Consider the following 25,138-nt stretch of genomic DNA (forward strand, 5'->3'; position numbering starts at 1 on the left):
TCCGGGAAAGACAGACAAGACGATGACCGAAGCAATCCAGCCCGCGCCCGCCGCGCTGCCAAAGACCCTGTCCTGGCCGCACCTGCTGGCGCTCGGCGTCGGTTCCATCGTCGGCACCGGCATCCTGACGCTGATCGGCGTCGGCGCCGACCGTGCCGGTCCGGCGGTGCTGGTTTCCTTCGCCATCGCCGGTGCCATCTGCGCCTGCGCCGCGCTCGCCTATGCCGAGCTTTCGACGATGATGCCCACCGCCGGCAGCGCCTACAGCTACAGCCACAAGGTGCTGGGCAGCACGATAGGCTGGATCGTCGGCTGGAGCCTGATCCTCGAATATTCGCTGGTGGTATCGACCGTCGCGGTCGGCTGGTCGGGCTATGCCTCGCCGCTGCTCCACGCAGTGGGCTTCCCGAAGGCACTGACCGAGGGCCCGGAACTGGGCGGTCTCGTCAATGTCCCCGCGGTGTTCATCATCGCCGTCGTCGCGGGCCTGCTCGCCTTCGGCACGCGGGAAAGCGCGCGGATCAACACGGTGCTTGTCGTCATCAAGATCCTGACGCTCAGCCTCTTCGTCGCCGTGGCCCTGCCCGCCTTCGACGCCGCCAACCTTTCCCCCTTCATGCCTTACGGCTTCGGCAAGTCGATGAGCCCCGACGGGATCGAACGCGGCGTCATGGCCGCCGCCGCGATCATCTTCTTCGCCTTCTACGGTTTCGATGCGATCTCGACCGCGGCCGAGGAAACCCGCAATCCCAGCCGGGACCTCGTGATCGGCATCATCGGCTCGCTGGCGATCTGCACGCTCGTCTACGTGCTGGTTGCCGCCGCCGCGATCGGCGCGATGCCCTTTACCCGCTTCGCCGACAGCCCCGAGCCGCTCGCCCTGATCCTGCGCCAGATGGGCCGCGAGCCGGTCGCCCGCGTCGTCGCCATCGCGGCCGTGATCGCCTTGCCCACCGTGCTGCTCGGCTTCCTCTACGGCCAGAGCCGCATCTTCCTCGCCATGGCCCGCGACGGCTTCCTGCCCGCCTCGCTCGCAAAGCTCTCCTCGCGCGGAACCCCGGTGCGGGTCACGACGATGACGGCGGTGATCGTGGCCATCCTGGCCGGCATCCTGCCGATCTCGGAAATCGCCGCGCTCGCCAATGCCGGCACCCTCATCGCCTTTGCAGCAGTGGGCACCTGCCTGATCGTGCTGCGAAAGCGCGAACCCGGCGCGCACCGCCCCTTCCGCGTGCCCGCCGGCATTCTCGTCGGCGTGCTGACGATCGGCGGCTGCCTCTATCTCTTCGCGAGCCTGCCGAACAAGACGCTGCTGGCCTGCCTCGGCTGGAACGTCCTGGGTGCCGCGCTCTTCCTGCTCCATGGTCGCCGCCGCGCCGCCTGACGCGCGCGCCCCGACCGGACCGGTGAACTCCCGTTCATCGGCTTGCAACCCTGTAATCCGCCCATTACCGATGGCCGGATGATCGCCTTTACCCGAACGGCCGCTGCGGTCGGCGCGCTGCTTGCGCTTTCCCTTGCCGCCCCGCGCACCGTCCAGCCTGCAATGGCTGCCGAACCGGTCGTCCCCGTGCTTTACGGCGGCGCCACGGTGATCGACGGCACGGGCGCAGGCGCCCGCGCCAATCAGGACATCCTCGTCCGGGGAGACCGCATCCTCGCGATCGGCCCGCACGGTTCACTCCCGGCGGAAGAGGTCGCAGGGGCGCGCAAGGTCGATCTTTCCGGGCGCTGGGTCATTCCCGGCCTGATCGACACGCACGTGCACATGGCGACCCCGCCGAACCCGAAGCGCGCGCAAGGCCAGCTCCGCCGCCTGCTCTATGGCGGCGTGACCTCGGTGCGGGACATGGCGGACGACCTGCGCTCGGTCAGCGAACTCGCGCGCGCGGCCCTCGTCGGCGAAATACCGGCGCCGGACATCTATTCCGCCGCCGTCATGGCCGGGCCGCCGTTCTTCGGCGATCCCCGTGTCGGCGCGGTCAGCATGGGATACACGCCCGGCACCGCGCCCTGGGCGCAATCGATCGACGCCAGGACCCCGATCCCCACCGCGATCACCCTGGCGCGCGGCACCGGCGCCACCGCGATCAAGATCTACGCCGACCTTCCCGCCGATCGCATCGCCGCGCTCACCGCCGAGGCACACAGGCAGGGCATGAAGGTCTGGGCGCACAGCGCCGTCTTCCCGACACGCCCGGCCGACGTCATCGCCGCCGGGCCCGACGTGGTCAGCCACGCGTGCTACCTCGCCTATCAGCTCGAACCGGTCATGCTCGCCTCCTACGAGGACCATACGCCCGTTCACGAAAACCTGCTGGCGAAGAAGGGCGACGATCCCGTGATCGCCGGGCTCTACCGCGACATGCTGGCGCGTGGCACCCTGCTCGACGCGACCGGGAGCCTGTTCGTGCGCTATGACCGGCTGCGCAGGGAACACCCGGAAACCCGCGCGCTGCGCTGCACCGGCGCAGCCACCGCGCGCCTCGTGCGGCAGGCATGGAAAGCGGGCGTGCCGGTATCGACCGGAACCGATTTCGAGGCCGATACCGCCAGCCCATGGCCCGCGCTTTACGACGAGCTGGACTTCATGGCCCGCGATGTCGGGATGCCGCCGCTGGCCGTGATCCATGCAGCAACGCTCATAGGGGCCAGGGCCGCCGGGCAGGAGAGGGACACCGGATCGATCGAGGCGGGCAAGCTTGCCAACTTCGTGGTGCTCGGCGCCGATCCGCTGAAGGATATCGCCAACATTCGCAGCATCGAAAGCACGGTGAAACGCGGCACGGCCTATGCCCGCGCCGATTACAAGCCCGTGACGACCGAGGAAATGGGAACGGACGATGATTGACCGGCGTGCACTGATCGCCCGCGGCGCGATGACCATGGCCGCCGCGACTTTCGCGCCGCGCACGGCCATGGCTGCGGCGGCATCCGCAAAGGGCCGGATCGACGACTGGATCGTCATCAATGCGCTGGGCGGCCTCGCCGATCCCAACAGCGAAAGCGGCGCCGATGTGGAGCAGTTCACGCCGCGCGTGTTGGCCGAAGCGGCGGCCTCGGGGCTGACGGCGGTGAACGTCACGCTGGGATATGTCTCCGGGCCTGCCGAGCCTTTCGAGTTCAGCGTGCGCGAAATCGCGCAAACCGATGCCGCGATCCGCGCCAACAGCGGCAGGCTGGCAAAGATCCTGACCGCCGCCGACATCCGCAAGGCCAAGGCGGACGGCAAGGTCGGCGTGATCTACGGCTTCCAGAACGGCGCGATGATGGGCAGCGATGCGAGCCGCGTCGATATCTTTGCGGGCCTTGGGGTGCGCGTTTTCCAGCTTACCTACAATCCGGCGAACCAGCTTGGCGACGGTTCGATGGCACCGGAAAACCGGGGCCTGACGCCGTTCGGCCGTGAGGTGGTGGAGCGGCTCAACGCGGCGAAAGTGATGGTCGATCTCTCGCACAGCGGCGAGCGGACCTGCCTTGAGGCGGCGCGCCTGTCCCGCGGGCCGATATCGATCAACCACACCGGCTGCCGCGCCGTAACCGACCTGCCCCGCAACAAGACGGACGCCGAACTGCGGCTTGTGGCGGAAAAGGGCGGGTTCGTGGGCATCTACTTCATGCCCTTCCTCAACGCTTCGGGCCATGCCACGGCGCAGGACGTGGTGCGCCACATCGATCATGCCGTGAACCTGTGCGGCGAGGATCATGTCGGCATCGGCACGGATGGCACCGTCACCCAGATCGACGACCTCCAGCACTACCAGAGCGTCCTTGCAAAGGAGATCGCCGAACGCCGGGCCGCCGGGATCAGCGCCGCGGGCGAACGGCCGGACACCTACCCCTTCGTCACCGACCTGCGCGGCCCCGACCAGTTCCGCGAACTGGCCCGCCTGCTCGCCGCGAAGGGTTATTCGAGCACGCGGATCGAGAAGATCATGGGTCTGAACTTCCTGCGCCACGCGCAGACCGTCTGGGGCGGCTGAGCCCGCCCCGTCAGCCGTGCGTGATCGCGCCCGCTTCCCAGAGCGGGGCGCCACGGGTTTCGCGCAAGGAGGGGATCGTGCGGCCATCCCGGTCGGTCACGCCGTATTCGGCGGCGAGTTCGGCGTTGATGAATGTCCCGCCGGAGCGCACGTGCAGGTTCGGGTCCATGGCCAGCGCCGCGATCACCCGCCCCGGGAACTCCGGCGAAGAACCGGCCGCGCTGTTGAGCTGGCTGGCCATGCCGGGCACCGACTTGAGGTTCTCCAGCGCGCGCTCGGTATACGTGAAGCCCTGCCAGAGCGAGAGCGCCGTTACGCCTGATTCGCGCAGTTCGTGGCCCATGTCGCGCATCATCCGGTCCGTCGCGGTCTTGGTCGTGCCGAAGACCACGTCGTAAGTGTACGTCACCCCGACATAGCCGGAAAGCGCCGCGATCAGGCCCGATCCCTGCGGCACCATGATCCGCGCGGCGTGCCAGGCCGCGATGTAGGCGGCGCGCAGCCCGGTATCCCAGACTTCCCATTCCGCCAGCGGCTTTTCCCAGAAACCGTCGCGCCGGGTCATCGCCTCGGGAATGGCCATGGCGTTGTTGACGAGCAGATCGAGCCGGCCCTCCTCACGCTCGATCCTTTCGAAAACGGCCGCGATCTGCGCCTCATCCGCAAGGTCCATCTGCACGGCAATGCCCTTGCCGCCGCGCGCATCCACTTCGGCCACCGTTTCCGCCAGCGTTCCCGGCAAGGCGCTCTGCCCCGCCTCCACCGTTCGGCCGGTGACGTAAACCGTGGCGCCATGTTCGGCCAGGGCACAGGCGATGCCCTTGCCGATGCCGCGACTGGCACCCGTGACGAGCGCGACCCGGCCGACCAGCCCGTCGGAAATCCGTGCCATCAGCCCTGCTCCCTGGCCGGATTGCGCGGCGCGCGGCGATTGACCAGCGGCCGCTGATAGGAGGGGTCTTCCGCGTTCCGGCTCGATACGCCGTTCAGCGCGATATCGGGTACGTCGGCGAAGGGAATGGGCATCGGCTGCGGCACGAAGCCCCATTCGATCACATTGGTCCGCAGCGCGATTTTCCACTGCCCGGCCCGCCTTTCGAGCCGGTCGATATAGCGCCCGCCGGCCACCCAGAGGCTTTCATCGCGGTTGCGGCCGGTGAACTGGTAGTAGGTTTCGGTATGGGCCGTATCGCCGTCGAGGTCGATCGTGGTCTGGAGCAGGGCGTGATGGGTCAGGATCTGCCCCGCCTCATGCATCGGGATCGCCCAGTCCCAGCAATCCGCCGCACTGCCGACGAACGGCCCCGCCGCCGTTTCCGCATCCTCGTGGAAGGCCGACAGATAGATGTCCCGATCGAAACGATCCATCCCGCGCGAAAACCGCGCGAGGCACTCCATGATATCCTGCTTGTCGAGCAGTTCGCCGAGACGGCTTTCACGGTCACTTGCCACGATAATCGACCTCCGAAATCGGCTTCCAGACCGGAGAGCCCCGGCTTGCACGGGCCGAGGCGATCACGCTGCCGTCCACGTCCGCAATCCCGTATTCCTGCGCCAGTTCGGCTGTGACGAATTCCCCGCCCGATCGTTTCATGATCTGCGGATCGGCTGCCAGCGCAGCCACGACGCGGCCGGGGTGTTCCACCGAACTGCCCTGCATCGAGGTGATCGAGGTGGTCATCCGGTCGCCCATCCTGGCGAGGTTGTCCCGCGCCTTCTCGGTGAGCGTCAGCCCCTGCCAAAGGGTGAGCGAGGCGACGCCGTGCGGCTCCAGCTCGATCGCCATGTCGCGCGCCATGCGGTCTACCGCGGATTTCGAGGTACCGAAGATCACGCCGTAAGTATACGTTACTGCAGCAAAGCCGGAGATCGCCACGATCAAGCCCGAGCCCTGCGGCGCCATGATCCGCGCCGCATGCCACGCCGCAACATAGTTGGAACGCACGCCGACATCCCACATCTCGAGATTGGAAAGCGGCTTTTCCCAGAAACCCTTGGGCTCCAGCAGATCGTCGGACAGCGTGAAGGCATTGTTGACTAGAATGTCGAGCCGGCCCTGCTCCCGCTCGATCTGTTCGAACAGGGCCGCCACTGCCGCATCGTTTCCATGGTCGCAGGCGACCGCCACGCCGCTACCGCCGCTGGCGCGCCCGCGTTCGTCACATTCGGCCGCAGTGCCGCCGACGGTGCCGGGGAGGTAATAGTCCCCCTCGCGCACGGTGCGTCCGGTGACGTAGACCGTCGCGCCCTGCTCGGCCAGCACCAGCGCGATGCCCTTGCCGATACCCCGGCTGGCGCCCGTGACCAGCGCGACCTTTCCGGACAGCGGCGCGCTCATCCGCGATCTCCCGCGAACCATGCCTCGCTGTAATCGCCCTTGGCCCGGCCCGGGAAATGTTCGGCGGTAAAGGGATAGCCCATGACGCCCCTGGACCAGTCCGCCGCGGCGCCCCAGTCCTGCTCCCAGTCGTAGAGCATCACCCGCCCGGCGATGCGCCATACTCCTCCGCGCTTCTCGAAACTGTCAAGATAGCGGCCGCCGATGCAAGTGTCGCGGTCGCCATTGCCCATGTCGACGCGGTGATAGGAAAAGACGTGCGTTTCCGCCTTCGCACGGTCTCCGTCCAGTTCGATGAACGATTGGCCGATCAGGTGCTGGGTGTCCTTGATCGCATCCGCGCCCGGAACGACCCATGCCAGATAGGTTTCGAAATCGCCGCTGTGGACGCCGTAGTCGAAACGGGCCTCGGGCCACCAGCAGCCCCGGATAAGCTCCGCGCTGCGCCGATCCTCGCCCCGCCCCAGCCGCGCGACACAATCCCGGATGGCTTCGCGATCGACGAATGCCGCCAGTTCAGGGCTCATGCTTCCTCTCCGTTATCGGTTCTTTCAAGCCCGTATCGCATCGCCATGGCCGTTCGACTTGACATATCCGGACAGAACCCCGGCATCGCCCCGGCGTCTCGCCGGGGCGATGCCGGACCTCAGCGGAACTTCGCTCCGAACTGTACCCCGTAAGTCACCGGCGCATTCCATACCGAGCCGGTGCCAAGCGTATTGAACAGCACCTGCGTGCGATAGCGGCGGCCCGTCACGTTATCGCCGTAGACCGCCACGGTGTAGCGGTCGGAGGGATCGGTCCATTCCGCGCGCAGGGCGAGCACTTCGTAGCCCTTCTGCTTGAACTGCTGTTCGGGGTCGAAGTAGAAGCTCGAGGTGTAGTAGAGGTTGCCCGACAGCATGAGCCTGCCGCCGCCGAGATCGAGACCGTAGCTGGCGCCGATATTGCCGGTGAATTCGGGCGCGCGCTGCATCTTGTAGCCGGAGGCATCGGTCGTCGTCTGGGTAAGCGCGCCGGGGCCTATACCGCCCAACGCCGTGGGAATGCAGGCGATCGGGTTCGTCAGATCCGCAACGGTCGGGTCGCAGTAACTGTAGTACGGAGCGTTCGGGAACGACTTGTAGCGCGCATGGGTCCAGGCAGCGCCGCCCAGCAGGCTGAAATCGTTCGTCACCTTGTAGCGGAGCTGGGCTTCCAGTCCGTAGATTTCCGAGGATGCGGCATTGCGGATCTGCGCCGCGCCGCTCTGGAAGCTGGAAACCTGGAGGTTCTTGTAGTCGTAGTAGAACCCGGCAAGGTCGGCCTGGAGGCGGCGGTCGTCGTACTTGAAGCCCACTTCGAAGGCGTTGATCTTCTCCGGCTTCACCGGCTGCTGCGAATAGCCGCCCACGTTGAGGATGCCGGCCTTGTAGCCGCGCGTGAACGAGGCATAGACGCTCGATTCCTCGCTCGGCTTGTAGCGCACGACCACGCGCGGCGTGAAGCTGTCGTTCTTGAGCGTGTTGACCGGGATGCGCACGCCCGCTCCCCCGGAATAGGGCACGACTTCGCCGTTGGGGCCGATATAGGACGTGGTGGTCGCGTTGGTGACGAAGTAGCCGTCATCGACGATATCGTGGCTGTAGCGACCGCCGAGCGTGAAGAAGAGGCTGTCGCTGACCGCATAAGTGGCATCGAGGAAGGCGGCGTAGGACTTCGTATTGGTGTTCGAACCGCCGAACTGGCCGTAAGGCGAACCGCCGAAGCTTGCCCCGATGTCCCAGGTATCGCGGATCTGGAAGTAATTGAGCCCCGCAGTCCACTGGAGCGGCGACCCCGGCTTGGAATTGAACAGGAATTCCTGGCTCCAGGTCTCGTCATTGACGCCGACGTAGATGTTGAAGAACGGCAGCCCGGTGGCGTCGAGATCGCCGTAATAGGGCGACAGGTCCTTGCGATACTGGGTGTAGGAGGTGAAGTCCGCCACGCCGAGGTCGGCCTTTATCGTGGCCTGGAGCGCGTCTGAATTGGTGCGGAAGCTGACCGGCGTGTTCAGCAGGACATCGCCCGGCTTGGTCGCATAAGTGGAGCTGGGCGCGTAGAGATAGACCAGCGGCAGGCCCTTCGAGCTCGAAGTCCCGTAGAACGCCTGCCCGGCGGAGGAAATCTTGTCGAAGAAGCCCGCGCCGCCCGACTTGTCGACATAGGCATTGACCAGCTGGGTCGTGGGATCGTCGGTCTCCGCATGGATCCAGCGCAGCAGCAGCGAGACGTCGTCGGTGATATCGGCCTTCAGACCGACCCGGATCGACCAGTTTTCATACCTGCCGATGTTGTCGTCATCGTTGGACAGATCGGTGAAGTAGCCGTCTCCGCGCCGGTAGAGACCCTCCACGTCGAGCGCCACGCGGTCGCTGATGCCGAAGGTGGCATAGGCCTGCGCCTTCACGGCGTTGAAGCGGCCATAGCTGACCTTGGCCTGGGCGCTGGTTTCGGTGCTGGGTTCGGCCGTGGAGACGATGATCGCGCCGCCGGTGGTGTTGCGTCCGAACAGGGTGCCCTGCGGCCCCTTCAGCACTTCGATGCCGCGCACGTTCAGCAGATCGAAGTCCGACATGTAGGTATTGGCCTGGAAGAAGCCGTCGACATAGATGCCGACATTGGGGCCGCCGCCGGAGGTGGTGATGGCGGTGCCGACGCCGCGAATGGTCGGCTGGACGGCGGGGCCCTGACTGTCGAAGCGCAGGCCCGGCGTCACCCTTGCGGTATCGGAAAGCTGGTTGACGTTGGCGGTGGCAAGCTGCTCCTGCCCGAGCGAGGTCACGCTGATCGGCACATCGCGCGATTGTTCGGCGCGGCGCTGCGCGGTGACGATGATCTCGGTGCCGGTGGGCGTTTCGGCGGCGGGCTGCTGCTGGGCCAGAGCCATGCCGGGCACACCTGCAGCGGCGGCCGCAAGCGCGAGCATGGAAACCGATCGCGCGGAAATCGAGCGCACCATTCAAAAACCTCCCCTGTATGCGCTGCCGTCCGTATGTTCGCGGCTTCGCGCATCTGAACCGAGGAAGAAGCCCCGGCCCCCGGCGAACCGCCGCAAGAACGGACCTGAGCCGACCTCTTCCTCAACCTGATGGTAATGCCCTCTGCCGGGCGCTGTAGCTTGACGAATTCGGACAAACTGGAATGCGCACCGCCGGTTTCGCCATGGCGATAACGGCTCGGCGGTGCGGATTGCCGGGGCATGTTGCTTTCATGTCGCGCATCCGCCTTGACCGATCCCGACGAAGTTGCGCGAAGTCCAGCTGATCCTCACGCCCGACTAAATCGATCCGATTATGCAAAAACATTTTCTTTTTGCGACGGGACGTGCTTTTTTGACAGTCAAAGCCAAGAGGCACTGAAGGGATGGGGATGATGAAGGGAATGAAGATTTCCGCGCGCGCGGTTCTGGCAACTGCCTGTGCGATGCCGCTTCTTGTCCTGGCCAATTCGGTCTTCGCGCAGGGCGCCGGGCCGGTCGATCTGGAAGTGATTCCCGCCGCGCCCACCTGGTCCAGCGATGTCGCGCCCGGATCGTCCTGGACGCTGAGCTTCTGGGCCGCCCTTTCCAAGAATTCGCACGGACAGCTCGTCGCCCTGGCCGACCCGGCAGGAACCCCGATCGTGTCGATCGCGCTCGACGGCGCAAGGCCCGTGCTCTCGGCCGGGGAAGACAGCGCCTCCGGCCCGGTGCTGCGCGATGCGGCAGGCTGGCACCATTTCGCGCTGGTCGCCACCGACAAGGGCGAGCGGCTCTATATTGACGGCCGGCCGGCAGCGGCGCTGGCCCGCCCTCTCGCATCACCGCCCGCCAGACTGCTGGTAGCGCCATCCGCCAACCCTTCGGGCAGCGTGACGGGCCGCATCGCCGGGTTGAAGCTGGAGGCGGGCGCAGCCACCGAGCCGGACTTGCGCAAGGCCGCCGCGCAGGCGCCCGATCCCGCGCTGATCCAGTTTACCGAGACCAGCGCCCGCTGGCCGCTTCAGGTGCGCCAGATGCAGGGCCAGCTCACGCCCCAGCCTCCCGCCACCCTGCCCCGCAGCGCTACCGCGCCGGACAAGCCGGTCGCCAAGCCGGTGCCGCAAGTACCCGCCCTTGCGCCGCAGGGCGATGCGCGGTGGACCTTGCAGAAGTGGACGCTGGCCGAGGCGCCGGCCGTTTCCGGCGATGCCGCCGCCATCTCCCGCCCCGGCTTCACGACCGGGAAGTGGTACGCGGCCACCGTTCCCGGCACCGTGCTCACCACCCTTGTCGACCGGGGCGTCTATCCCGACCCCGCGCACGGGCTGAACAACCTCGTCATTCCCGAAAAGCTGGCGCGGCAGGACTACTGGTATCGCACCGAGTTCGATCTTCCCGCAGAAGCTTCCGGCAAACGGCTGGAATTGCTGCTGAACGGGGTGAACTTCAGTTCGCAGGTCTGGGTGAACGGCACCGAGGTCGGCACCACCAGAGGGGCCTTCGTGCGCGGCCGCTTCGATGTCTCGCCCTACCTGAAGCCCGGCCGCAACGCCGTGGCCATCCGCGTTTCGCCGCCGCCGCATCCGGGCCGCGCCCATGAGGAATCGCTGACGGCAGGCGTTGGCGAGAACGGCGGGGCGATGATGCTCGACGGGCCGACCTTCGGCGCCTCCGAAGGCTGGGACTGGATCCCCACCATCCGCGACCGCCAGACCGGGCTCTGGCAGGACGTGCAGCTCCTCGCCTCGGGCGATGTGCGGATCGGCGATCCGCAAGTCGTCACCACCCTGCCCAATCCCAACAATTCCGTGGCCAATGTCGAGATCACGGTTCCGGTCTCCAACCTGTCGGACCAGCCCCGCACCGCAACCGTGCGCGCCGCTTTCGACGACGTGACCGTGGAGCGATCGATCACCGTTCCGGCGCGCCAGTCCACCTCGGTGCGCTTCTCGCCCGAGACCGACGCCGTGCTGGCGGTGCGCAATCCCCGGCTCTGGTGGCCCAACGGATACGGCGACCCGGCGCTGCACACGCTTCACCTGACCGCCTCGGTCGATGGCGGCAAGTCCGATGCGAAGGATCTGCGCTTCGGCATGCGGCAGGTCACTTACGAACTCTCGCTGGTGGACGGCGAAGGCAATCTCGACCGGGTCGCCGTCGACTTCGAGAAGGCGCGGGCGCTCAGCCAGCAGATCGTGGACGAACGGCACGAGGCGATCCGGCAGGTGCGCGGCGGCTGGGCCTATTCCTTCGCGCCCGGCGCCGAGAACTCCCCCGCCGTCACCCCGATCCGGGGTGACGAGGGCCTTTCGCCGTTCCTGGTCCTGCGCGTCAACGGCGTGCGGATCGCCGCGCGCGGCGGCTCGATCGGCATGGACGACTTCATGAAGCGCGTGGACCGCGAGCGGCTGGAGCCCTTCTTCAAGCTGCACAAGGACGCCCACGTCAACGTCATCCGCAACTGGGTGGGCCAGAATACCCAGGCCAGCTTCTTCGATCTCGCCGATGAATACGGCCTCATGGTCATGAGCGATTTCTGGGAATCGACGCAGGACTACAATATCGAGGCCGAGGACGCGGACCTGTTCCTCGGCAATGCCAGGGACGTGGTCCAGCGGTTCCGCAACCATCCCTCGATCGTGCTGTGGTTCGGCCGCAACGAAGGCGTGCCGCAACCGATCCTCAACGAAGGGCTGGACACGCTGCTCCGCAAGGAGGACGGCACGCGCCTTTACATGACCTCGTCCAATCGCATCAGCCTGCACGATTCCGGCCCCTACAACTGGCGCGCGCCGGAGAAGTACTTCACCGAATACTCGAAGGGCTTCGCGGTCGAGGTGGGCACGCCGTCCTTCCCGACACTGGAATCGTGGGAGCGCGCGATCCCGGCGAGCGAGCGCTGGCCGATCAGCGATACCTGGGCCTATCACGACTGGCACCAGACCGGGAACGGCGCGGTCAAGACCTTCACCGATGCCATGGACCGCGAATTCGGCAAGCCGACCAGCCTGCCCGATTTCGAGCGCAAGGCGCAGATGCTGGAATACGAAAGCTACCGTGCGATCTTCGAGGGCATGAACGCCGGCCTCTGGACCGAGAATTCGGGCCGCATGCTCTGGATGACCCAGCCCGCCTGGCCGAGTTCGGCGTGGCAGATCCTGTCCTCCGACTATGACACCCACGGCGCGTTCTACGGGATGAAGAAGGCCTCCGAGCCGGTTCACGTCCAGATGAACCTGCCGGACCACAAGGTGATCGTGGTCAACAACCGCATGGCCGCGCTTTCCGGCGTGACCGTGCGGGCCAGGGTGCAGGCGCTCGACGGCCGCCAGCTTGCGGCGCAGGAGACGAAACTCGATCTCACCGCCGGCAAGGTTAGCGAGGCCTTCACGCTCGACCTTGCGCCGCTCATGGCCTCGGGTCCGGTTCTGGTGCGACTGGAGGCGGTCGACACATCGGGAACCCGGCTTTCCGACAACTTCTACTGGCAGGCGGCGAACGACGAGGCGCTTCAGGCGCTCAGCGCCATGGCGCAGGTGCCCCTCACCGCAAGCGCAAGGGCGGCGCAGGACGGCGACGAGACGAGGATCGAGGTCACCTTGACCAACCCCGGCACGACAGCCGCGATCCAGACCAAGCTGACCCTGTTCGATGCCAAGGGAAAACAGGTGCTTCCGGCCTATTTCTCGGACAACTACGTCTCGCTTCTGCCGGGAGAGACCCGTAACGTGACGATCACCGCGCCCACCCCTGCCGCCGGTAATTCACCTTCGGTCAAGCTGCGCGGCTGGAACGTCGAACCCCGGACCATCGCCACAGGAAAATGACCTTGCGCCTGAAAATTCTGCCTGCTTTCGCCCTTCCCTCCCTTGCCCTGTCCTCCCTGGCTCTTTCCGCGCCGGTTCTTGCCCAGACGGCTCCGACCGCGCCCGCTGCGCCCAATGCGGCGCAGGCGGCGGACCTGCGCCTGCGGACGGACTGGGCCTGGACGACGCGCTACCGGGACGCCAATCTGGCGGATGCGGCCACTGCGGCCCGCCCCCGCATCGTGTTGATGGGCGATTCCATCACGCAGGGCTGGTACGATCTTGACCGGCCGTTCTTCACGCCGGGCCGGATCGGACGCGGCATCGGCGGGCAGACGACCTCGCAGATGCTGCTGCGCTTCCGGCAGGACGTGATCGATCTCAAGCCGCAGGTCGTGCAGATCATGGCCGGAACCAACGACATCGCCGGTAATACCGGGCCGATGACCGACGAGCAGATCCAGGGCAACTTCCGCTCGATGGTGGAACTGGCGCAGGCGCACGGCATCCGCGTAGTGATCGCCTCGATCCCCCCGGCCGACCTGTTCCCCTGGCGCCCCGGCCTCGACACCGGATCGCGCATCCAGCGCATCAATGCCTGGCTCAAGAGCTATGCCGCAAAGAGCGGCGCGGTCTATGCCGATTACTGGACGGCGATGAAGGGCACCGGCCTCGGCGCGCGTGAGGGGCTCACCTCCGACCATGTCCACCCGACGCCCGCCGGATACGAAGTGATGAACAAGGTTGCCGAGGCAGCATTCAAGCAGGCCCTCGCCCTGCCCGCGACAAGGCCGCTGGCCGCCGCCCGCGTGCCATGATCGGCGCTCTGGCGGCGCTCGTCCTGACCGCGGCGGGGACGAGCGCCGCCGCGCCCGTGGTGGAAACCGATGCCGGCGCGATCCGGGGCGAGACCGCCGAAGACGGGCGCAGCCTGTTTCGAAGCATTCCCTTTGCCGCGCCGCCCATCGGCGACTTGCGCTGGCAGCCGCCGCAACCCGTCACGCCGTGGCAGGGCCTGCGCGAAGCCACGCGCTCCGCCCCGGCCTGCATGCAGGTGGATTACGGCTGGAACCATGAAGCGGCGGCGAACCAGTCGGAGGATTGCCTCTATCTGGAAGTCGGCACGCCGTCCCTGCGGCCGGAGCAGCCGCTGCCGGTCATGGTCTGGATCCACGGCGGCGGCAATCGCGGCGGCGGCGGTGCGGGCACGATCTCCTCGCCGATCGTCAGGCGCGGCATCGTGCTGGTCAGCGTGCAGTACAGGCTCTCCGCGCTCGGCTTCCTGTCCCACCCGGCGCTCGGCGCACATTCTGGCAATTACGGGTTGATGGACCAGCAGGCCGCCCTGCGCTGGGTCCAAGCCAATATTGCCCGCTTCGGCGGCGATCCGGCGAATGTGACGATCTTCGGCGAATCCGCAGGGGCTCAGGACGTCGGGCTGCAAATGCTCTCGCCCGGCGCCCGGGGGCTGTTCGCCAAGGCCATCGCCGAAAGCGGAACTCCCGGCTTCGGCCTGCCGCCCCGGAGCCTGACCGAAAACGAAACACTCGGCGAGCATATCGCCGTGGCCGCCGGGGCCCCGCCCCATGCCTCGGCACGGCAGCTTCGCGCCGTCCCGGCAGCGGCGCTCATCGCCGCCAGCGAGGCGGCGGACGTTCCCGCGCTGGATGATGACAGCTTCATCTGGCTTCAGGCCGTGGTCGACGGAGTGGTGTTGACGGAAACCCCGGCGGCATCGCTGGCACGCGGGACTGGCAACGACATTCCGCTGGTATTGGGCAACAACTTCCACGAACTCGGCCTTCACGGCACGCCGCAGCGGGCCATCGCGCAGGGGTTCGGAACGAATGCGCCCAGCGCGCTGAAGGCATATGGCCTGACGCGCGGCGGCACGCCGCCCGCCGATCTCGAATTACGGCTGGCGAACGACCTGACATTCCGCTGCCCCGCCCTGCATGTGGCTGCAGCGAGGACGCTCGGCGGCGGCCAGACCTGGCACTACCAGTTCAGCATCGACGGGCCGGGAGAGGCCCCGGTCACCCACGGTTCGGAAATCCGCTACGTCCTCGGCGCCGCAGGGAGCGCGGAAGGCGCGCTCGCCCCGCTCGCCGCTTACTGGACCGCGTTTGCAGCCACGGGCGATCCCAATGCCGCCGGGCTGCCCGCATGGCCCCGTTTCGGTGCGGACGCCGCCACGCTGGAATTCACCGCGAACGGCGCACGGCTGGTGCACCGCCTTTCCGCCGAGGTCTGCGCGCTGCGCAGCGCACCCTGATCGGGGTCAGGCGGCAGGAACCGCCTCGTCCACGTCCCAGAGCAGCGCCGCGCCGCGCACGCCCGAACTGTCGCCCCAGCGCGCCCGCACGACTTCGCCGGTCCACGCGCCGGAGAAAGTCCGCGCCCGCACGGCCTGCGCCAATCCCTCGTAGATCGGCTCGACATTCGACATGCCGCCCCCCAGCACGATGGCGTCTGGATCAAGCAGGTTGGCAACCACCGCGAGGCCGCGCGCCAGACGGTCGCGGTAGCGCTCCAGCGCCTCGCGTCCGTGCGCGTCCCCGGCCTCGGCGGCGGCAACGATGGCCGGCGCATCGAGATCGCGTCCGGTCGCGGCTTCGAACGAGCGGCGGAAGCCCGTTCCCGAAACCCAGGATTCGAAGCATCCGCGCAGCCCGCACCAGCAAGGCGGCGCGGGAAGCTCATCGGGCTGCGGATCGGGAAGCGGCATGTGCCCGAGTTCCCCGGTCAGTCCATGCGCGCCGCCCACGACGTGATGGTCCAGCACGAAGCCGCCGCCGCAGCCGGTGCCGATGATGAGCCCGAAGACCGACGCCTTGCCCGCCGCCGCACCGTCGATGGCTTCCGACAGGGCGAAGCAGTTGGCGTCATTGGCAAGCCGGACCTGCCGGCCCAGCGCCGCTTCGAGATCGCGCTGGAACGGGCGTCCGTTGAGATAGGCAGAATTGGCATTGCGCATGAGGCCGGTGCCGCGCGCCGCCGACCCCGGCGTGCCGATCCCGATCGTGCCGCGCATCCCAAGCTCGCCTTCGACCGCCGCCACAAGTTCGCAGAGCGTCGCCAGCGCGCCGTCATAGGAGCCGGGCGTCGGCGTCCGGCGGCGGTGCAGCACCGAGCCGTCGGCAGCCAGCGCCGCAGCCTCGATCTTGGTGCCGCCGAAATCGATTCCAATCCGCATGGTCATGCGGCCGCTCGCCGCATCGGCGCGAAACCCGCCATAGCCCTCTCCGGTAAAACTGCGCCTTCGCCAGGCAAATCCATACACGCCCGCGACGCTTCAAGTGTTCAAGCGCACTTTGGCACGTTCACCGAATAAGACAATTTCTTTTTTTTAGATCGGGTCCGAGCGACCGGCCTGCATGAGGATGGCATCGGAGGGCAGGAGCTGGTCAAGGAACGGCAGGATCGCCGCGCCGATGGCCGGTGCTTCCGCCGCCATCTGCGCCGGATGGACCGGCACGCGATTGGGCATGGAAACCTGCGCGAGGGCGGCGTCGAGCCGGGCGCTCAACCGTTCGATCAGCGGCACCGGAAGCCGGCCGCCGATCACGATGGCGTCGGGATCGAGCAGGCACGACACTGCCACCAGCGGCCCGGTCAGCGCGCGGGTGGCGTCGGCGATCCACTGGTCCATCGTGGTCGCCATCACCGGATCCAGGGCGAGCAGGTCCTCCAGCGCATCGAGCCTGCGCCCGGCCTGCAACAGCCGCTCCTCGATTGCCGAAAGCGAAACGGTGTCCTGCACCACGGCCCCCGGCTCGGCCGCGCCGACATCCGGCATGAGCCCGATTTCGCCGCTCCGCATCCGCGCGCCGCGATAATAGCTGCCGTCGATCACCGGCCCGCCGCCAAGACCCGCGCTGATCAGCAGGTAGAAGAAGCTCGGCCTTTCCTGCCCGATCACGCCTTGCGCCTCGCCAAGAGCGGCCGCTGCTGCGTCATTGTCGACATGGACGGGCCAGGGCAGGATTTCCTTGAGGAGGCCGGGGAAATCGACTTCCGACCAGCTGCCGTATCCTTCCGGCTTGTGCGGCAAGGCGATCCCGCCGAGATCGTCGGGCCGGGCAAGACCGATCCCCAGCACCCGTTCCCGGTCGACTCCGCCCGCCGCCAGCAGGCCGTCGATTTCCTCGGCAACGATAGCCAGCACGTCGGACGGCAGCGCGAAGCGGACTTCGCGGGTGACGCGGCTGCGCACTTCGCCGGCAAGGTCGAGCGCGACGAGAGTGATGTGATCGCGGTCCACGTTGAGGCCGATGGCGAAGGCCCCGTCCGGGTTGATCGCAAGGCGCAGGGCCGGCTGCCCCCGGCCGCCATGCTTGCGGCCGAGGTGGGCGATCAGGCCCATCTCGTCGAGCCGGGAGGTGATGTTGGCGATGGTGGGCGCGGTCAGGCCGGTTTGCCGGGCCAGTTCGATACGCGTGGTTTCGCCGCTGAGCCGGATGGCCTGGAGCACGATGCGCTGGTTGTAATCGCTCGCCCGCGCCAGGTTGGTGCCGGACAGCGAGATGGCGAGCCGCTTGCCACGGGCTTCCGCCGAATCAGGTGATGCGACGATGCGATCCTCTCTTTTCATGGCTCAGACGATTACATCCGGATTGCTCGCCGAACTAACAAAAAAGAAAAAATTTAAGTTGACGCTCTTCCCTATTGGGCAGATGTGTATCGCAACGCGAGTCACCAAGAATACTCGCACCCGGAGAGGATAAGCGGCAGTACGACCGCGGGTCGACGCCCCTCTCCGAAAAGAATGAGGCACGCATCGCGCGTGAGTGGAGAGGAGTTGAGGGGAATGAAGCAGCATAGTTGCGTGCGTCGTGGCGTCCTGTTGGCGGCCACGTCTATCGTTGCACTGGGTTCGTCGCATGGCGCCTGGGCCGAGGAAATCGCGCCGGTCCTGACCGGAACCGCCACGCGCCTTGCCGTGGCGGAACAGGCCGATGGCGGCGGTACCGCCGCTCCGACGGCCGATCCCAGCGCCGAGGAAATCATCGTCACCGGCATCCGCGCCTCCCAGGAACGCGCCGTCAACATCAAGCGCAATGCGACTTCGGTGGTCGATTCCATTTCTGCCGAGGACATCGGCAAGCTGCCCGACGTCACCATCTCGGACTCCCTCCAGCGCATTCCGGGCGTGCAGATCCTGCGCAGCGCGGGCGAAGGTTCGACCATCAATATCCGCGGCCTGCCGCAAGTTACCACGCTGCTCAACGGCGAAGCCTATCTCGGCGCGCAGTCGATCACCACGATCCAGCCGAACTTCAACGATATCCCCTCGCAGCTCTTCGCAGGCGCCGACGTCATCAAGTCGGCCACCGCGGATTCGCTGAACGCCGGCATCACCGGCACCGTCAACTTGCGCACCCGCCGTCCCTTCGACCTGAAGGAAGGCGTGACCGTCGCCGTCGCGGCGGAAGGGGCCTACGGCGACAAGACCAAGCACAAGTTCGACCCGAACTTCAACGGCCTGCTTTCCTGGCACAACGACCGCTTCGGCTTTATGGTCTCCGCCGCCTATTCCGACGTGCGCCTGTCGAATTCGCACAACGGCATCCAGGAAGGCTACGGCGCCGCCCTGCATAACGAAGGCACGCTGGACGCTACCTCCACCAACGGCTTCTCGCCCGCCAACCGCCCGCGCGGCACGGCGGTAGCCGGCGGCGTGGACGTCAACGGCAACGGCAATTCCAACGATGCCTTCATCGTTCCGCAGGGCTTCACCGGCTGGAACAAGATCAACCAGCGCCAGCGCCTCGGCATCAACGGCTCGGCGCAGTGGATGATCAACGACGCCCTCACCCTGACCGGCGACGCTTTCTTCACCCGCCAGAACGAGCATGACCGCACTGCCGGTTTCCAGATGCAGAACGTGAACTGGCAGGCGGCGGAATTCGTCCCCGGCCAGTCACGCGATACGGGCGCAACTTATGTCGGCGGTGACGGGCGCACCTACAACATCAATACCACCCAGGTTTACAACTACGATCTCGGCAACTTCGATTCCTACGCCCAGACCGATCGCTACAAGTCGCAGTCGCAGAACTACAACGTCGAGCTGAAATTCGACAATGGCGGTCCGTTCAAGGGAAGTCTGCGCGGCATCTATGGCAAGGCGCACCAGTACTACGACCAGAGCTACCTCCAGTTCAGCATGTCGGACGGCCGGCAGTGGCAGCCGGGCGGCATCGGCCACTATCCCGACGGCGACCGCGTGTTCAACGAGAACGGCTACACCGTCAACACGATTGCCGGGCTGAACTCGCTTCCCGCCGTAGTGGACTTCACCGGCAACAAGCCGGTCTTCACCCTGCCCTCCCAGCTCCTGAGCGAACTGGGCGACATCAGCAACTATGCGCTCAAGACGATGTCGTCGGAAGGCAACTATCGCCGCAAGGGCGACCTCAAGGTCCTGCGTGCGGATGGCTCCTACGAAGCCTCGCCGGACCTCACGGTGAGCTTCGGCGGCCGCTATTCCGAACGCTCCATCAATGACTACGAGTTCGACCGCGCTGCGCCGCTCTATGCCGGCATGGCGAGCGATCCGAACGGCTGCCTCGTGAAGTGGAAGGCGTTCGACGTTCCCATGAGCGACAGCTCGTGCAGCGCCGGCGACGCTTCCGGCTTCTACACCGCCGGTCTCACCCGCCTCGCCAACGATCCGACCCTCGGCGGCCGGGTCAAGCTGTTCAACCCCGGCGTTGCGGGCGTGCCTGCCATGTACGTGCTCGATCCAAAGGCGATGGATAACGCCCTGGCCTTCCAGAACGAGTTCTACCCCGGCAACGTCGAGGTCATGAACCCGGGCGCATCGTTCAAGGTCGGCGTCAAGCAGATCTCGGGCTATGTCCAGACGGACTTCCATGGCGACCTGTTCGGCGTGCCCTTCTCGGGCAACGGGGGCGTGAAGGTCATCAACACCAAGCTCGACATCACCCAGTACATCACCGGAGGCCCACAGCCTTACGGGCTCGCCAACGAACTGGGCGGTTCGGTCAACACCAAGCGTGATTTCACCGACATCCTGCCCGCGTTCAACGTGGCCTTCGACCTGGCGCAGAACCTGAAGTTCCGCTTCGCCTTCTCGAAGACGATGACCCTGCTCGACCTCAACCAGTGGGGCGGCGGCCTGAACCCGACTTACGCGATCGACACCAGCATTCCCGGAACCCCTGTCTTCCGCGTCACGGGCGGCAGCCAGAACGGCAACCCGAACCTCGATCCCTGGCGCGCCACCAATGTCGAGGCATCGCTGGAATACTACCTCGGCCGGGGAAGCCTGCTGAGCCTGGGCGCTTTCCACATCGCGGTGGACAGCTTCATCCAGAGCGGCAACGAGATCCGGACCGACCTGCCCGACAACGACGGCGTGGTGCGCAACCGCACGGTCTCGATCAGCACCCCGGTGCAGGGTTCGGGCGGCTCGCTGAAGGGGGTCGAGGCCGGTGCGAAACTCTCGTTCACCGATCTCGGCTTCATGCCGGGCTTCCTGGAAAACTTCGGCATCGACACGAACTTCACCTTCTCGCCCTCCAGCACCGGCGACAAGGATCTGGCGGGGCGCAAGATTCCCTTCCAGGACAACTCGAAGATCCAGACCAACGCGGCCGTGTTCTACCAGGACTCGCACTTCCAGGCCCGCGTGGCGTGGAACTTCCGTTCCAAGCGCGCGGTACAGTCCAACTTCGGCGGCATTGCCGGTCTGGAACTCTACCAGGCGCCCACCAACTACGTCGACGCCTCGATCAGCTACGACGTGACGCCGAACATCACGATCTACGGGCAGGGTTCCAACCTCACGGGCGAGTACGAGAAGTACTACCTCACCTGGAAGGACCAGAAGGCCTACAACAATATCTTCGAACGCCGCTTCACCATGGGTGCGCGCGTCAAGTTCTGACCTCCCCCCTTTCTCCCCCGCCCACCTCCTCCGGGCGGGGGGGATCCTTTTTCCATCGCGACCGGCTAGGTTCACGACCTGGACAGGTCTTCGGGGGGCCAGACAATGGCGAAGAATGCGATCCGTTCCATCCTGATCGTCGGCGGCGGCACCGCCGGCTGGATGACTGCAAACCTGCTGGCAACGCGCCTGCGCCGCCTGCCGATCGAGATTACCCTCGTCGAAAGCCCCGACATCCGCACCGTCGGCGTGGGCGAGGCGACGGTTCCCGCCATTCGGGATTACTTCAAGGCCATCGGCGTTACCGAGTTCGAAGTGATGCGGGCCACGCAGGGCACCGTGAAGCTCGGCATCGAATTCCAGGACTGGGCACGGCCCGGGGAACGCTTTTTCCATCCCTTCGGCCGCTACGGCGTGGACGCCTTCGCGGTGCCGTTCCACCAGTTCTGGCTCAAGCGCCGCATGGCGGGAGACGAGACCCCCCTCTCGGCCTATTGCCTGGCGACCGAGGCGGCATCGCGCGGTCTCGTGCTGCTGCCGCCCGACCAGCCCGCCAACGACCTCGGCGTGTTCGACTGGGCGATCCATTTCGACGCGGGCCTCTTCGCGCGGTTTCTTTCCCGGCGCGCCCGTGACGATCTGGGCGTGCGCCATGTCGAAGGCACCATCTCCGGCGTGAACCGCGATGGAGAGACCGGACGCATCGCCTCCGTCACGCTCGAAGGAGGGGCCGAACTGGCGGCCGATCTCTTCGTGGACTGTTCGGGCTTCCGCAGCCTCCTGCTGGGACAGGCGCTGGACGTGCCTTACGAGGACTGGACGCACCTGCTCCCCTGCGACCGCGCGGTGGCCGTGCCCTGCACGCATGGCGAGGACCTGGCCCCCTTCACCCGGAGCACCGCGCTTTCCGCCGGGTGGCAGTGGCGCATCCCGCTCCAGCACCGTGTCGGCAACGGCTACGTCTATTCGAGCCGCCACATCTCCGACGACGAGGCCACCGCCACGCTGCTCTCGCGGCTCGAAGGCGAGACGCTGGCCGAACCGAACATGCTGCGCTTCAGGACCGGGCACCGGCAGCGCCTTTGGGAGAAGAACTGCGTGGCGGTGGGCCTGGCCGCGGGCTTCCTCGAACCGCTGGAATCGACCTCGATCACCCTCATCCAGAGCGCCGTCGAACGCCTGCTCGACCACTTCCCCGACCGTGACTTCGATCCCTCGCTGGCGGATGAATTCAACCGCATCACCCGGCTGGAATATGCGCGGATCAGGGACTTCCTGCTGCTCCACTACTGGGCGAACCGCCGCGAGGGCGAAGCGATGTGGGACGAATGCCGCGCGCTGGAACTGCCCGAGACGCTGGCCGCGCGCATCCGTGCCTTCACCGGCGGCGGCAAGCTGCCGCGTTTCGAGTGGGACTCCTTCCAGTCGCCGAGCTGGCTTTCGATGTACGCCGGTTTCGACATCTGGCCGCCTCGCCACGATCCGCTGGCGGACCAGTTGACGGTGGAGGAACTGGGCGCCTCGTTCGCCAAGATGCGTGAGGCCATCGGGCGCGCCGCAGCGCTGGCAGTGCCGCACGCCCGCTTCATCGCCGAAAACTGCGCCGCCCCTGCCGCGCCTCACGACCATGGGCGCGTGCCCGCCCATTCAGCCTAGGAACGCCCGATGCGCCGTACGCTCGCCACTCTGCTTGCCCTTTCCGGAAGCGTACTGCCGATGGCGAGCGCTCTTGCCGAGGACACCGGCCCCGCCGCCGCCGCGCATGCCGAACTCTGGCCCAAGGCGCAGAGCGTCGGCCTTGTCGATCCGGAAACGGAGGCGAAGATCACCCGGCTGATGGCGCAGATGTCGGTGCGGGAGAAGGTCGGGCAGATGATCCAGCCCAGCATCGCCGCGATGAAGCCGGAGGAACTGCGCGAATATCCGGTGGGCTCGATCCTCGGCGGCGGCAACGATCCGCCGCTTTCGGGCAACGACCGGGGCCCGGCCAGCGACTGGATCGCCACCGCCGAAGCCTTCCGCCAGATCTCGATCGAGAAGCGCCCCGGCCACGTGCCGATCCCGGTGATCTTCGGCATGGACTCCGTCCACGGCAACTCGAACGTGTTCGGCGCCACGATCTTCCCGCACAACATCGGCCTTGGCGCGATGCGCGATCCGGCGCTGATGGAGAAGATCGGTCAGGTGACGGCCGCCGAAAGTGCCGCCTCCGGCTTCGACTGGGCCTTCGGCCCCACCGTCACCGTGCCGCAGGATGACCGCTGGGGCCGCGCCTACGAAGGCTATTCGGAACGGCCCGAGATCACCCGCGAATACTCCGCCGCCATGGTGCGCGGGCTGCAGGGGGCGCCCGGCAAGAGCCGCATCCAGAACGGCAATGTCGCCGCATCGATCAAGCACTTCCTGGCTGACGGCGGCACGCACGGCGGCATCGATCAGGGCGACGCGCAAGTCCCCGAGAAAGACCTGATCGAGATCCACTCGCCGGGTTACGTCAGCGGCATCGATGCCGGGGCGATGACGGTCATGGCCAGCTTCTCCTCGTGGAACGGGGTGAAGAACCACGGCAACAAATCGCTGCTGACCGATGTCCTCAAGGGCCGCCTCGGCTTCGAAGGCTTCACCGTGGGCGACTGGAACGCGCATGGCCAGATCCCCGGCTGCACCAACGGCAATTGCGCGGCAACCTTCAACGCCGGTCTCGACATGGCGATGGTGCCCAGCGACTGGAAGGACCTGTTCAACAACACGCTGAAGCAGGTCGAGGACGGCACGATCCCGATGGCGCGGGTGGACGATGCGGTGCGCCGCATCCTGCGCGTGAAGTTCAAGCTGGGTCTGTTCGATCCCGCCCGCCCCTACGAACACCGGACCGAGCTCGGCACGCCGGAGCACCGCGCGGTAGCGCGTCAGGCGGCGGCGGAATCGCTGGTGCTGCTCAAGAACAACGGCGCGCTGCTGCCGATCAGGCCGGGCCAGAAGGTGCTCGTCACCGGCACCCATGCCGACGATATCGGCATGCAGACCGGCGGCTGGACGATGTCGTGGCAGGGCACCGGCAACACCAATGCCGACTTCCCCGGCGCCACCTCGATCTGGGGCGGCCTGAAGACCGCGATCGAGGCGGCGGGCGGCACCGCCACGCTGAGTGCCGAAGGCAAGGTCACGGGGCCCAAGCCTGACGTTGCCGTCGTCGTCTTCGGCGAGACGCCTTATGCCGAAATGGTCGGCGATATCTCCACGCTGGAATTCCAGCCGGGTGACAAGCAGGCGCTGGCACAGTTGAAGGCGCTGAAGGCGCAGGGGATTCCGGTCGTCTCGGTGTTCATCTCGGGCCGCGCGCTCTGGGTGAACCCGGAGATCAACCAGTCCGACGCTTTCGTTGCCGCCTTCCTGCCGGGTTCCGAGGGCGAGGGCCTGGCCGACGTGCTGGTCGCCAGGAAGGACGGCACGCCGAACAAGGACTTCCGCGGCAAGCTCAGCTATTCCTGGCCGAAGAACGCCGGCCAGTTCCTCAACAACGTGGGCCAGCCGGGCTACGATCCGCAGTTCGCCTATGGCTACGGCCTGACCTACAAGGACAAGGGCGCGGTTCCGCAGCTGAGCGAAGTGGCCGGGCTCGATGCCTCGCTTTCCAACGTCTCGGTCTACTACCTGCCGGGCAAGGTGCTGGCGCCGTGGAAGCTCGCAACAGGCGGCGCGGTCGCGGTGAGGAATGTCGACGGCGGCGGCACGCAGGAAGGCGCGCGCCAGCTCACCTTCACCGGCCCCGGCGAAGTGCGCATCGAAGGGCCGACGGTCGATCTGAACCGCCAGAGCAACGCGATGCTCAGCTTGCGCATCGATTACCGCATCGATGCCAAGGGAACCGTCGCGCAGAAGCTGGGCTTGGGCGAGACGCTCCTCGACGGCGCACAGGTCTTCACCGCCGCGCCGGGCCAGTGGGCCAGCGTCAAGGTTTCGCTCTCCTGCTTCGCCAAGGCCGGGGCGGACATGACGAAGATTTCACGTCCCTTCGTGCTGCAAGGCAATGCGGGCCAGACGATCGCCATTTCCACCGTCAAGCTCGATGCCGATCCCACCGGCGCGATCTGCCCGAACTGAGCTTTAAAG

At 66.6% G+C, this 25,138-nt stretch carries 16 protein-coding genes; 9 read left to right on the forward strand and 7 right to left on the reverse strand.

The window, feature by feature from the left end; all coding sequences use genetic code 11:
- Positions 1–22 precede the first annotated feature (22 nt).
- From ACXJ16_RS20285 to ACXJ16_RS20295, 3 genes are all read left to right on the forward strand, one after another.
- Complete coding sequence (locus ACXJ16_RS20285; RefSeq protein WP_324699647.1) at positions 23–1,384, forward strand: amino acid permease; 1,362 nt, start codon at positions 23–25, stop codon at positions 1,382–1,384.
- Between the two features lie 78 nt (positions 1,385–1,462).
- The gene (locus ACXJ16_RS20290) at positions 1,463–2,851 is read left to right on the forward strand and encodes an amidohydrolase family protein (protein WP_463923167.1); all 1,389 of its coding nucleotides are present in this window, start codon (positions 1,463–1,465) and stop codon (positions 2,849–2,851) included.
- Positions 2,852–2,879: 28 nt separating this feature from the next.
- Complete coding sequence (locus ACXJ16_RS20295; protein ID WP_463923303.1) at positions 2,880–3,983, forward strand: dipeptidase; 1,104 nt, start codon at positions 2,880–2,882, stop codon at positions 3,981–3,983.
- 10 nt (positions 3,984–3,993) lie between these two features.
- Here ACXJ16_RS20295 and ACXJ16_RS20300 read toward each other — a convergent pair whose 3' ends face one another.
- The 5 genes from ACXJ16_RS20300 to ACXJ16_RS20320 all read right to left on the reverse strand — a co-directional run bounded on the left by ACXJ16_RS20300 (position 3,994) and on the right by ACXJ16_RS20320 (position 9,304).
- On the reverse strand, positions 3,994–4,875 hold the full coding sequence (locus tag ACXJ16_RS20300; protein ID WP_463923168.1) for an SDR family NAD(P)-dependent oxidoreductase: 882 nt from the start codon (positions 4,873–4,875) through the stop codon (positions 3,994–3,996).
- Positions 4,875–5,435 carry a nuclear transport factor 2 family protein gene (locus tag ACXJ16_RS20305; protein ID WP_463923169.1) on the reverse strand — a complete coding sequence of 187 codons (561 nt, stop codon included), beginning with the start codon at positions 5,433–5,435 and terminating at the stop codon, positions 4,875–4,877. Before ACXJ16_RS20305 ends, ACXJ16_RS20300 begins: the two co-directional genes overlap by 1 nt.
- A complete protein-coding gene (locus tag ACXJ16_RS20310) occupies positions 5,425–6,321 on the reverse strand; it encodes an SDR family NAD(P)-dependent oxidoreductase (protein ID WP_054434571.1) in 897 nt (298 codons plus the stop codon). Before ACXJ16_RS20310 ends, ACXJ16_RS20305 begins: the two co-directional genes overlap by 11 nt.
- Positions 6,318–6,848 (reverse strand): nuclear transport factor 2 family protein, encoded by a 531-nt coding sequence (locus tag ACXJ16_RS20315; protein WP_463923170.1) that lies wholly within the window; start codon positions 6,846–6,848, stop codon positions 6,318–6,320. Before ACXJ16_RS20315 ends, ACXJ16_RS20310 begins: the two co-directional genes overlap by 4 nt.
- A 119-nt stretch (positions 6,849–6,967) precedes the next feature.
- Positions 6,968–9,304: a TonB-dependent receptor gene (locus ACXJ16_RS20320; RefSeq protein WP_463923171.1), complete on the reverse strand. Its 2,337-nt coding sequence runs from the start codon at positions 9,302–9,304 to the stop codon at positions 6,968–6,970.
- 413 nt (positions 9,305–9,717) lie between these two features.
- Between ACXJ16_RS20320 and ACXJ16_RS20325 the strand changes: the two genes are divergently transcribed.
- From ACXJ16_RS20325 to ACXJ16_RS20335, 3 genes are read left to right on the forward strand one after another with little or no spacing between them, the layout of a single operon-like run.
- Positions 9,718–13,131, forward strand: a complete 3,414-nt coding sequence (locus ACXJ16_RS20325; RefSeq protein WP_463923172.1) for a glycoside hydrolase family 2 protein — start codon at positions 9,718–9,720, stop codon at positions 13,129–13,131.
- Positions 13,132–13,133: 2 nt separating this feature from the next.
- Positions 13,134–13,928: a GDSL-type esterase/lipase family protein gene (locus tag ACXJ16_RS20330; RefSeq protein WP_463923173.1), complete on the forward strand. Its 795-nt coding sequence runs from the start codon at positions 13,134–13,136 to the stop codon at positions 13,926–13,928.
- Positions 13,925–15,385 (forward strand): carboxylesterase/lipase family protein, encoded by a 1,461-nt coding sequence (locus ACXJ16_RS20335; RefSeq protein ID WP_463923174.1) that lies wholly within the window; start codon positions 13,925–13,927, stop codon positions 15,383–15,385. The genes ACXJ16_RS20330 and ACXJ16_RS20335 overlap by 4 nt, the downstream gene beginning before the upstream one ends.
- A 6-nt stretch (positions 15,386–15,391) precedes the next feature.
- Here the strand turns inward: ACXJ16_RS20335 and ACXJ16_RS20340 are convergent, their stop codons facing one another.
- Together ACXJ16_RS20340 and ACXJ16_RS20345 are read right to left on the reverse strand one after the other, a co-directional pair.
- The gene (locus ACXJ16_RS20340; protein WP_054438996.1) at positions 15,392–16,312 is read right to left on the reverse strand and encodes an ROK family protein; all 921 of its coding nucleotides are present in this window, start codon (positions 16,310–16,312) and stop codon (positions 15,392–15,394) included.
- Positions 16,313–16,459: 147 nt separating this feature from the next.
- Positions 16,460–17,704: an ROK family transcriptional regulator gene (locus ACXJ16_RS20345; protein WP_454798225.1), complete on the reverse strand. Its 1,245-nt coding sequence runs from the start codon at positions 17,702–17,704 to the stop codon at positions 16,460–16,462.
- A 216-nt stretch (positions 17,705–17,920) separates the two neighbouring features.
- On the opposite strand from ACXJ16_RS20345, the gene ACXJ16_RS20350 reads away from it, so the two are divergent.
- From ACXJ16_RS20350 to ACXJ16_RS20360, 3 genes are all read left to right on the forward strand, one after another.
- The gene (locus ACXJ16_RS20350) at positions 17,921–21,025 is read left to right on the forward strand and encodes a TonB-dependent receptor (RefSeq protein WP_132469551.1); all 3,105 of its coding nucleotides are present in this window, start codon (positions 17,921–17,923) and stop codon (positions 21,023–21,025) included.
- Between the two features lie 105 nt (positions 21,026–21,130).
- Complete coding sequence (locus ACXJ16_RS20355) at positions 21,131–22,681, forward strand: tryptophan halogenase family protein (protein WP_463923175.1); 1,551 nt, start codon at positions 21,131–21,133, stop codon at positions 22,679–22,681.
- 9 nt (positions 22,682–22,690) lie between these two features.
- Positions 22,691–25,129 carry a glycoside hydrolase family 3 protein gene (locus tag ACXJ16_RS20360; protein ID WP_463923176.1) on the forward strand — a complete coding sequence of 813 codons (2,439 nt, stop codon included), beginning with the start codon at positions 22,691–22,693 and terminating at the stop codon, positions 25,127–25,129.
- Positions 25,130–25,138: the final 9 nt, after the last annotated feature.

The sequence above is a fragment of the Novosphingobium sp. TK71 genome (assembly GCF_055361505.1).

What these genes read in the sequence shown, in the direction of transcription:
- ACXJ16_RS20285 (WP_324699647.1), top strand. Translation starts at nt 23, where the DNA reads ATGACCGAAGCAATCCAGCCCGCGCCCGCCGCGCTGCCAAAGACCCTG.
- ACXJ16_RS20290 (WP_463923167.1), top strand. Translation starts at nt 1,463, where the DNA reads ATGATCGCCTTTACCCGAACGGCCGCTGCGGTCGGCGCGCTGCTTGCG.
- ACXJ16_RS20295 (WP_463923303.1), top strand. Translation starts at nt 2,880, where the DNA reads ATGACCATGGCCGCCGCGACTTTCGCGCCGCGCACGGCCATGGCTGCG.
- ACXJ16_RS20300 (WP_463923168.1), bottom strand. Translation starts at nt 4,875, where the DNA reads ATGGCACGGATTTCCGACGGGCTGGTCGGCCGGGTCGCGCTCGTCACG.
- ACXJ16_RS20310 (WP_054434571.1), bottom strand. Translation starts at nt 6,321, where the DNA reads ATGAGCGCGCCGCTGTCCGGAAAGGTCGCGCTGGTCACGGGCGCCAGC.
- ACXJ16_RS20315 (WP_463923170.1), bottom strand. Translation starts at nt 6,848, where the DNA reads ATGAGCCCTGAACTGGCGGCATTCGTCGATCGCGAAGCCATCCGGGAT.
- ACXJ16_RS20320 (WP_463923171.1), bottom strand. Translation starts at nt 9,304, where the DNA reads ATGGTGCGCTCGATTTCCGCGCGATCGGTTTCCATGCTCGCGCTTGCG.
- ACXJ16_RS20325 (WP_463923172.1), top strand. Translation starts at nt 9,718, where the DNA reads ATGAAGGGAATGAAGATTTCCGCGCGCGCGGTTCTGGCAACTGCCTGT.
- ACXJ16_RS20335 (WP_463923174.1), top strand. Translation starts at nt 13,925, where the DNA reads ATGATCGGCGCTCTGGCGGCGCTCGTCCTGACCGCGGCGGGGACGAGC.
- ACXJ16_RS20340 (WP_054438996.1), bottom strand. Translation starts at nt 16,312, where the DNA reads ATGACCATGCGGATTGGAATCGATTTCGGCGGCACCAAGATCGAGGCT.
- ACXJ16_RS20345 (WP_454798225.1), bottom strand. Translation starts at nt 17,704, where the DNA reads ATGAAAAGAGAGGATCGCATCGTCGCATCACCTGATTCGGCGGAAGCC.
- ACXJ16_RS20350 (WP_132469551.1), top strand. Translation starts at nt 17,921, where the DNA reads ATGAAGCAGCATAGTTGCGTGCGTCGTGGCGTCCTGTTGGCGGCCACG.
- ACXJ16_RS20355 (WP_463923175.1), top strand. Translation starts at nt 21,131, where the DNA reads ATGGCGAAGAATGCGATCCGTTCCATCCTGATCGTCGGCGGCGGCACC.
- ACXJ16_RS20360 (WP_463923176.1), top strand. Translation starts at nt 22,691, where the DNA reads ATGCGCCGTACGCTCGCCACTCTGCTTGCCCTTTCCGGAAGCGTACTG.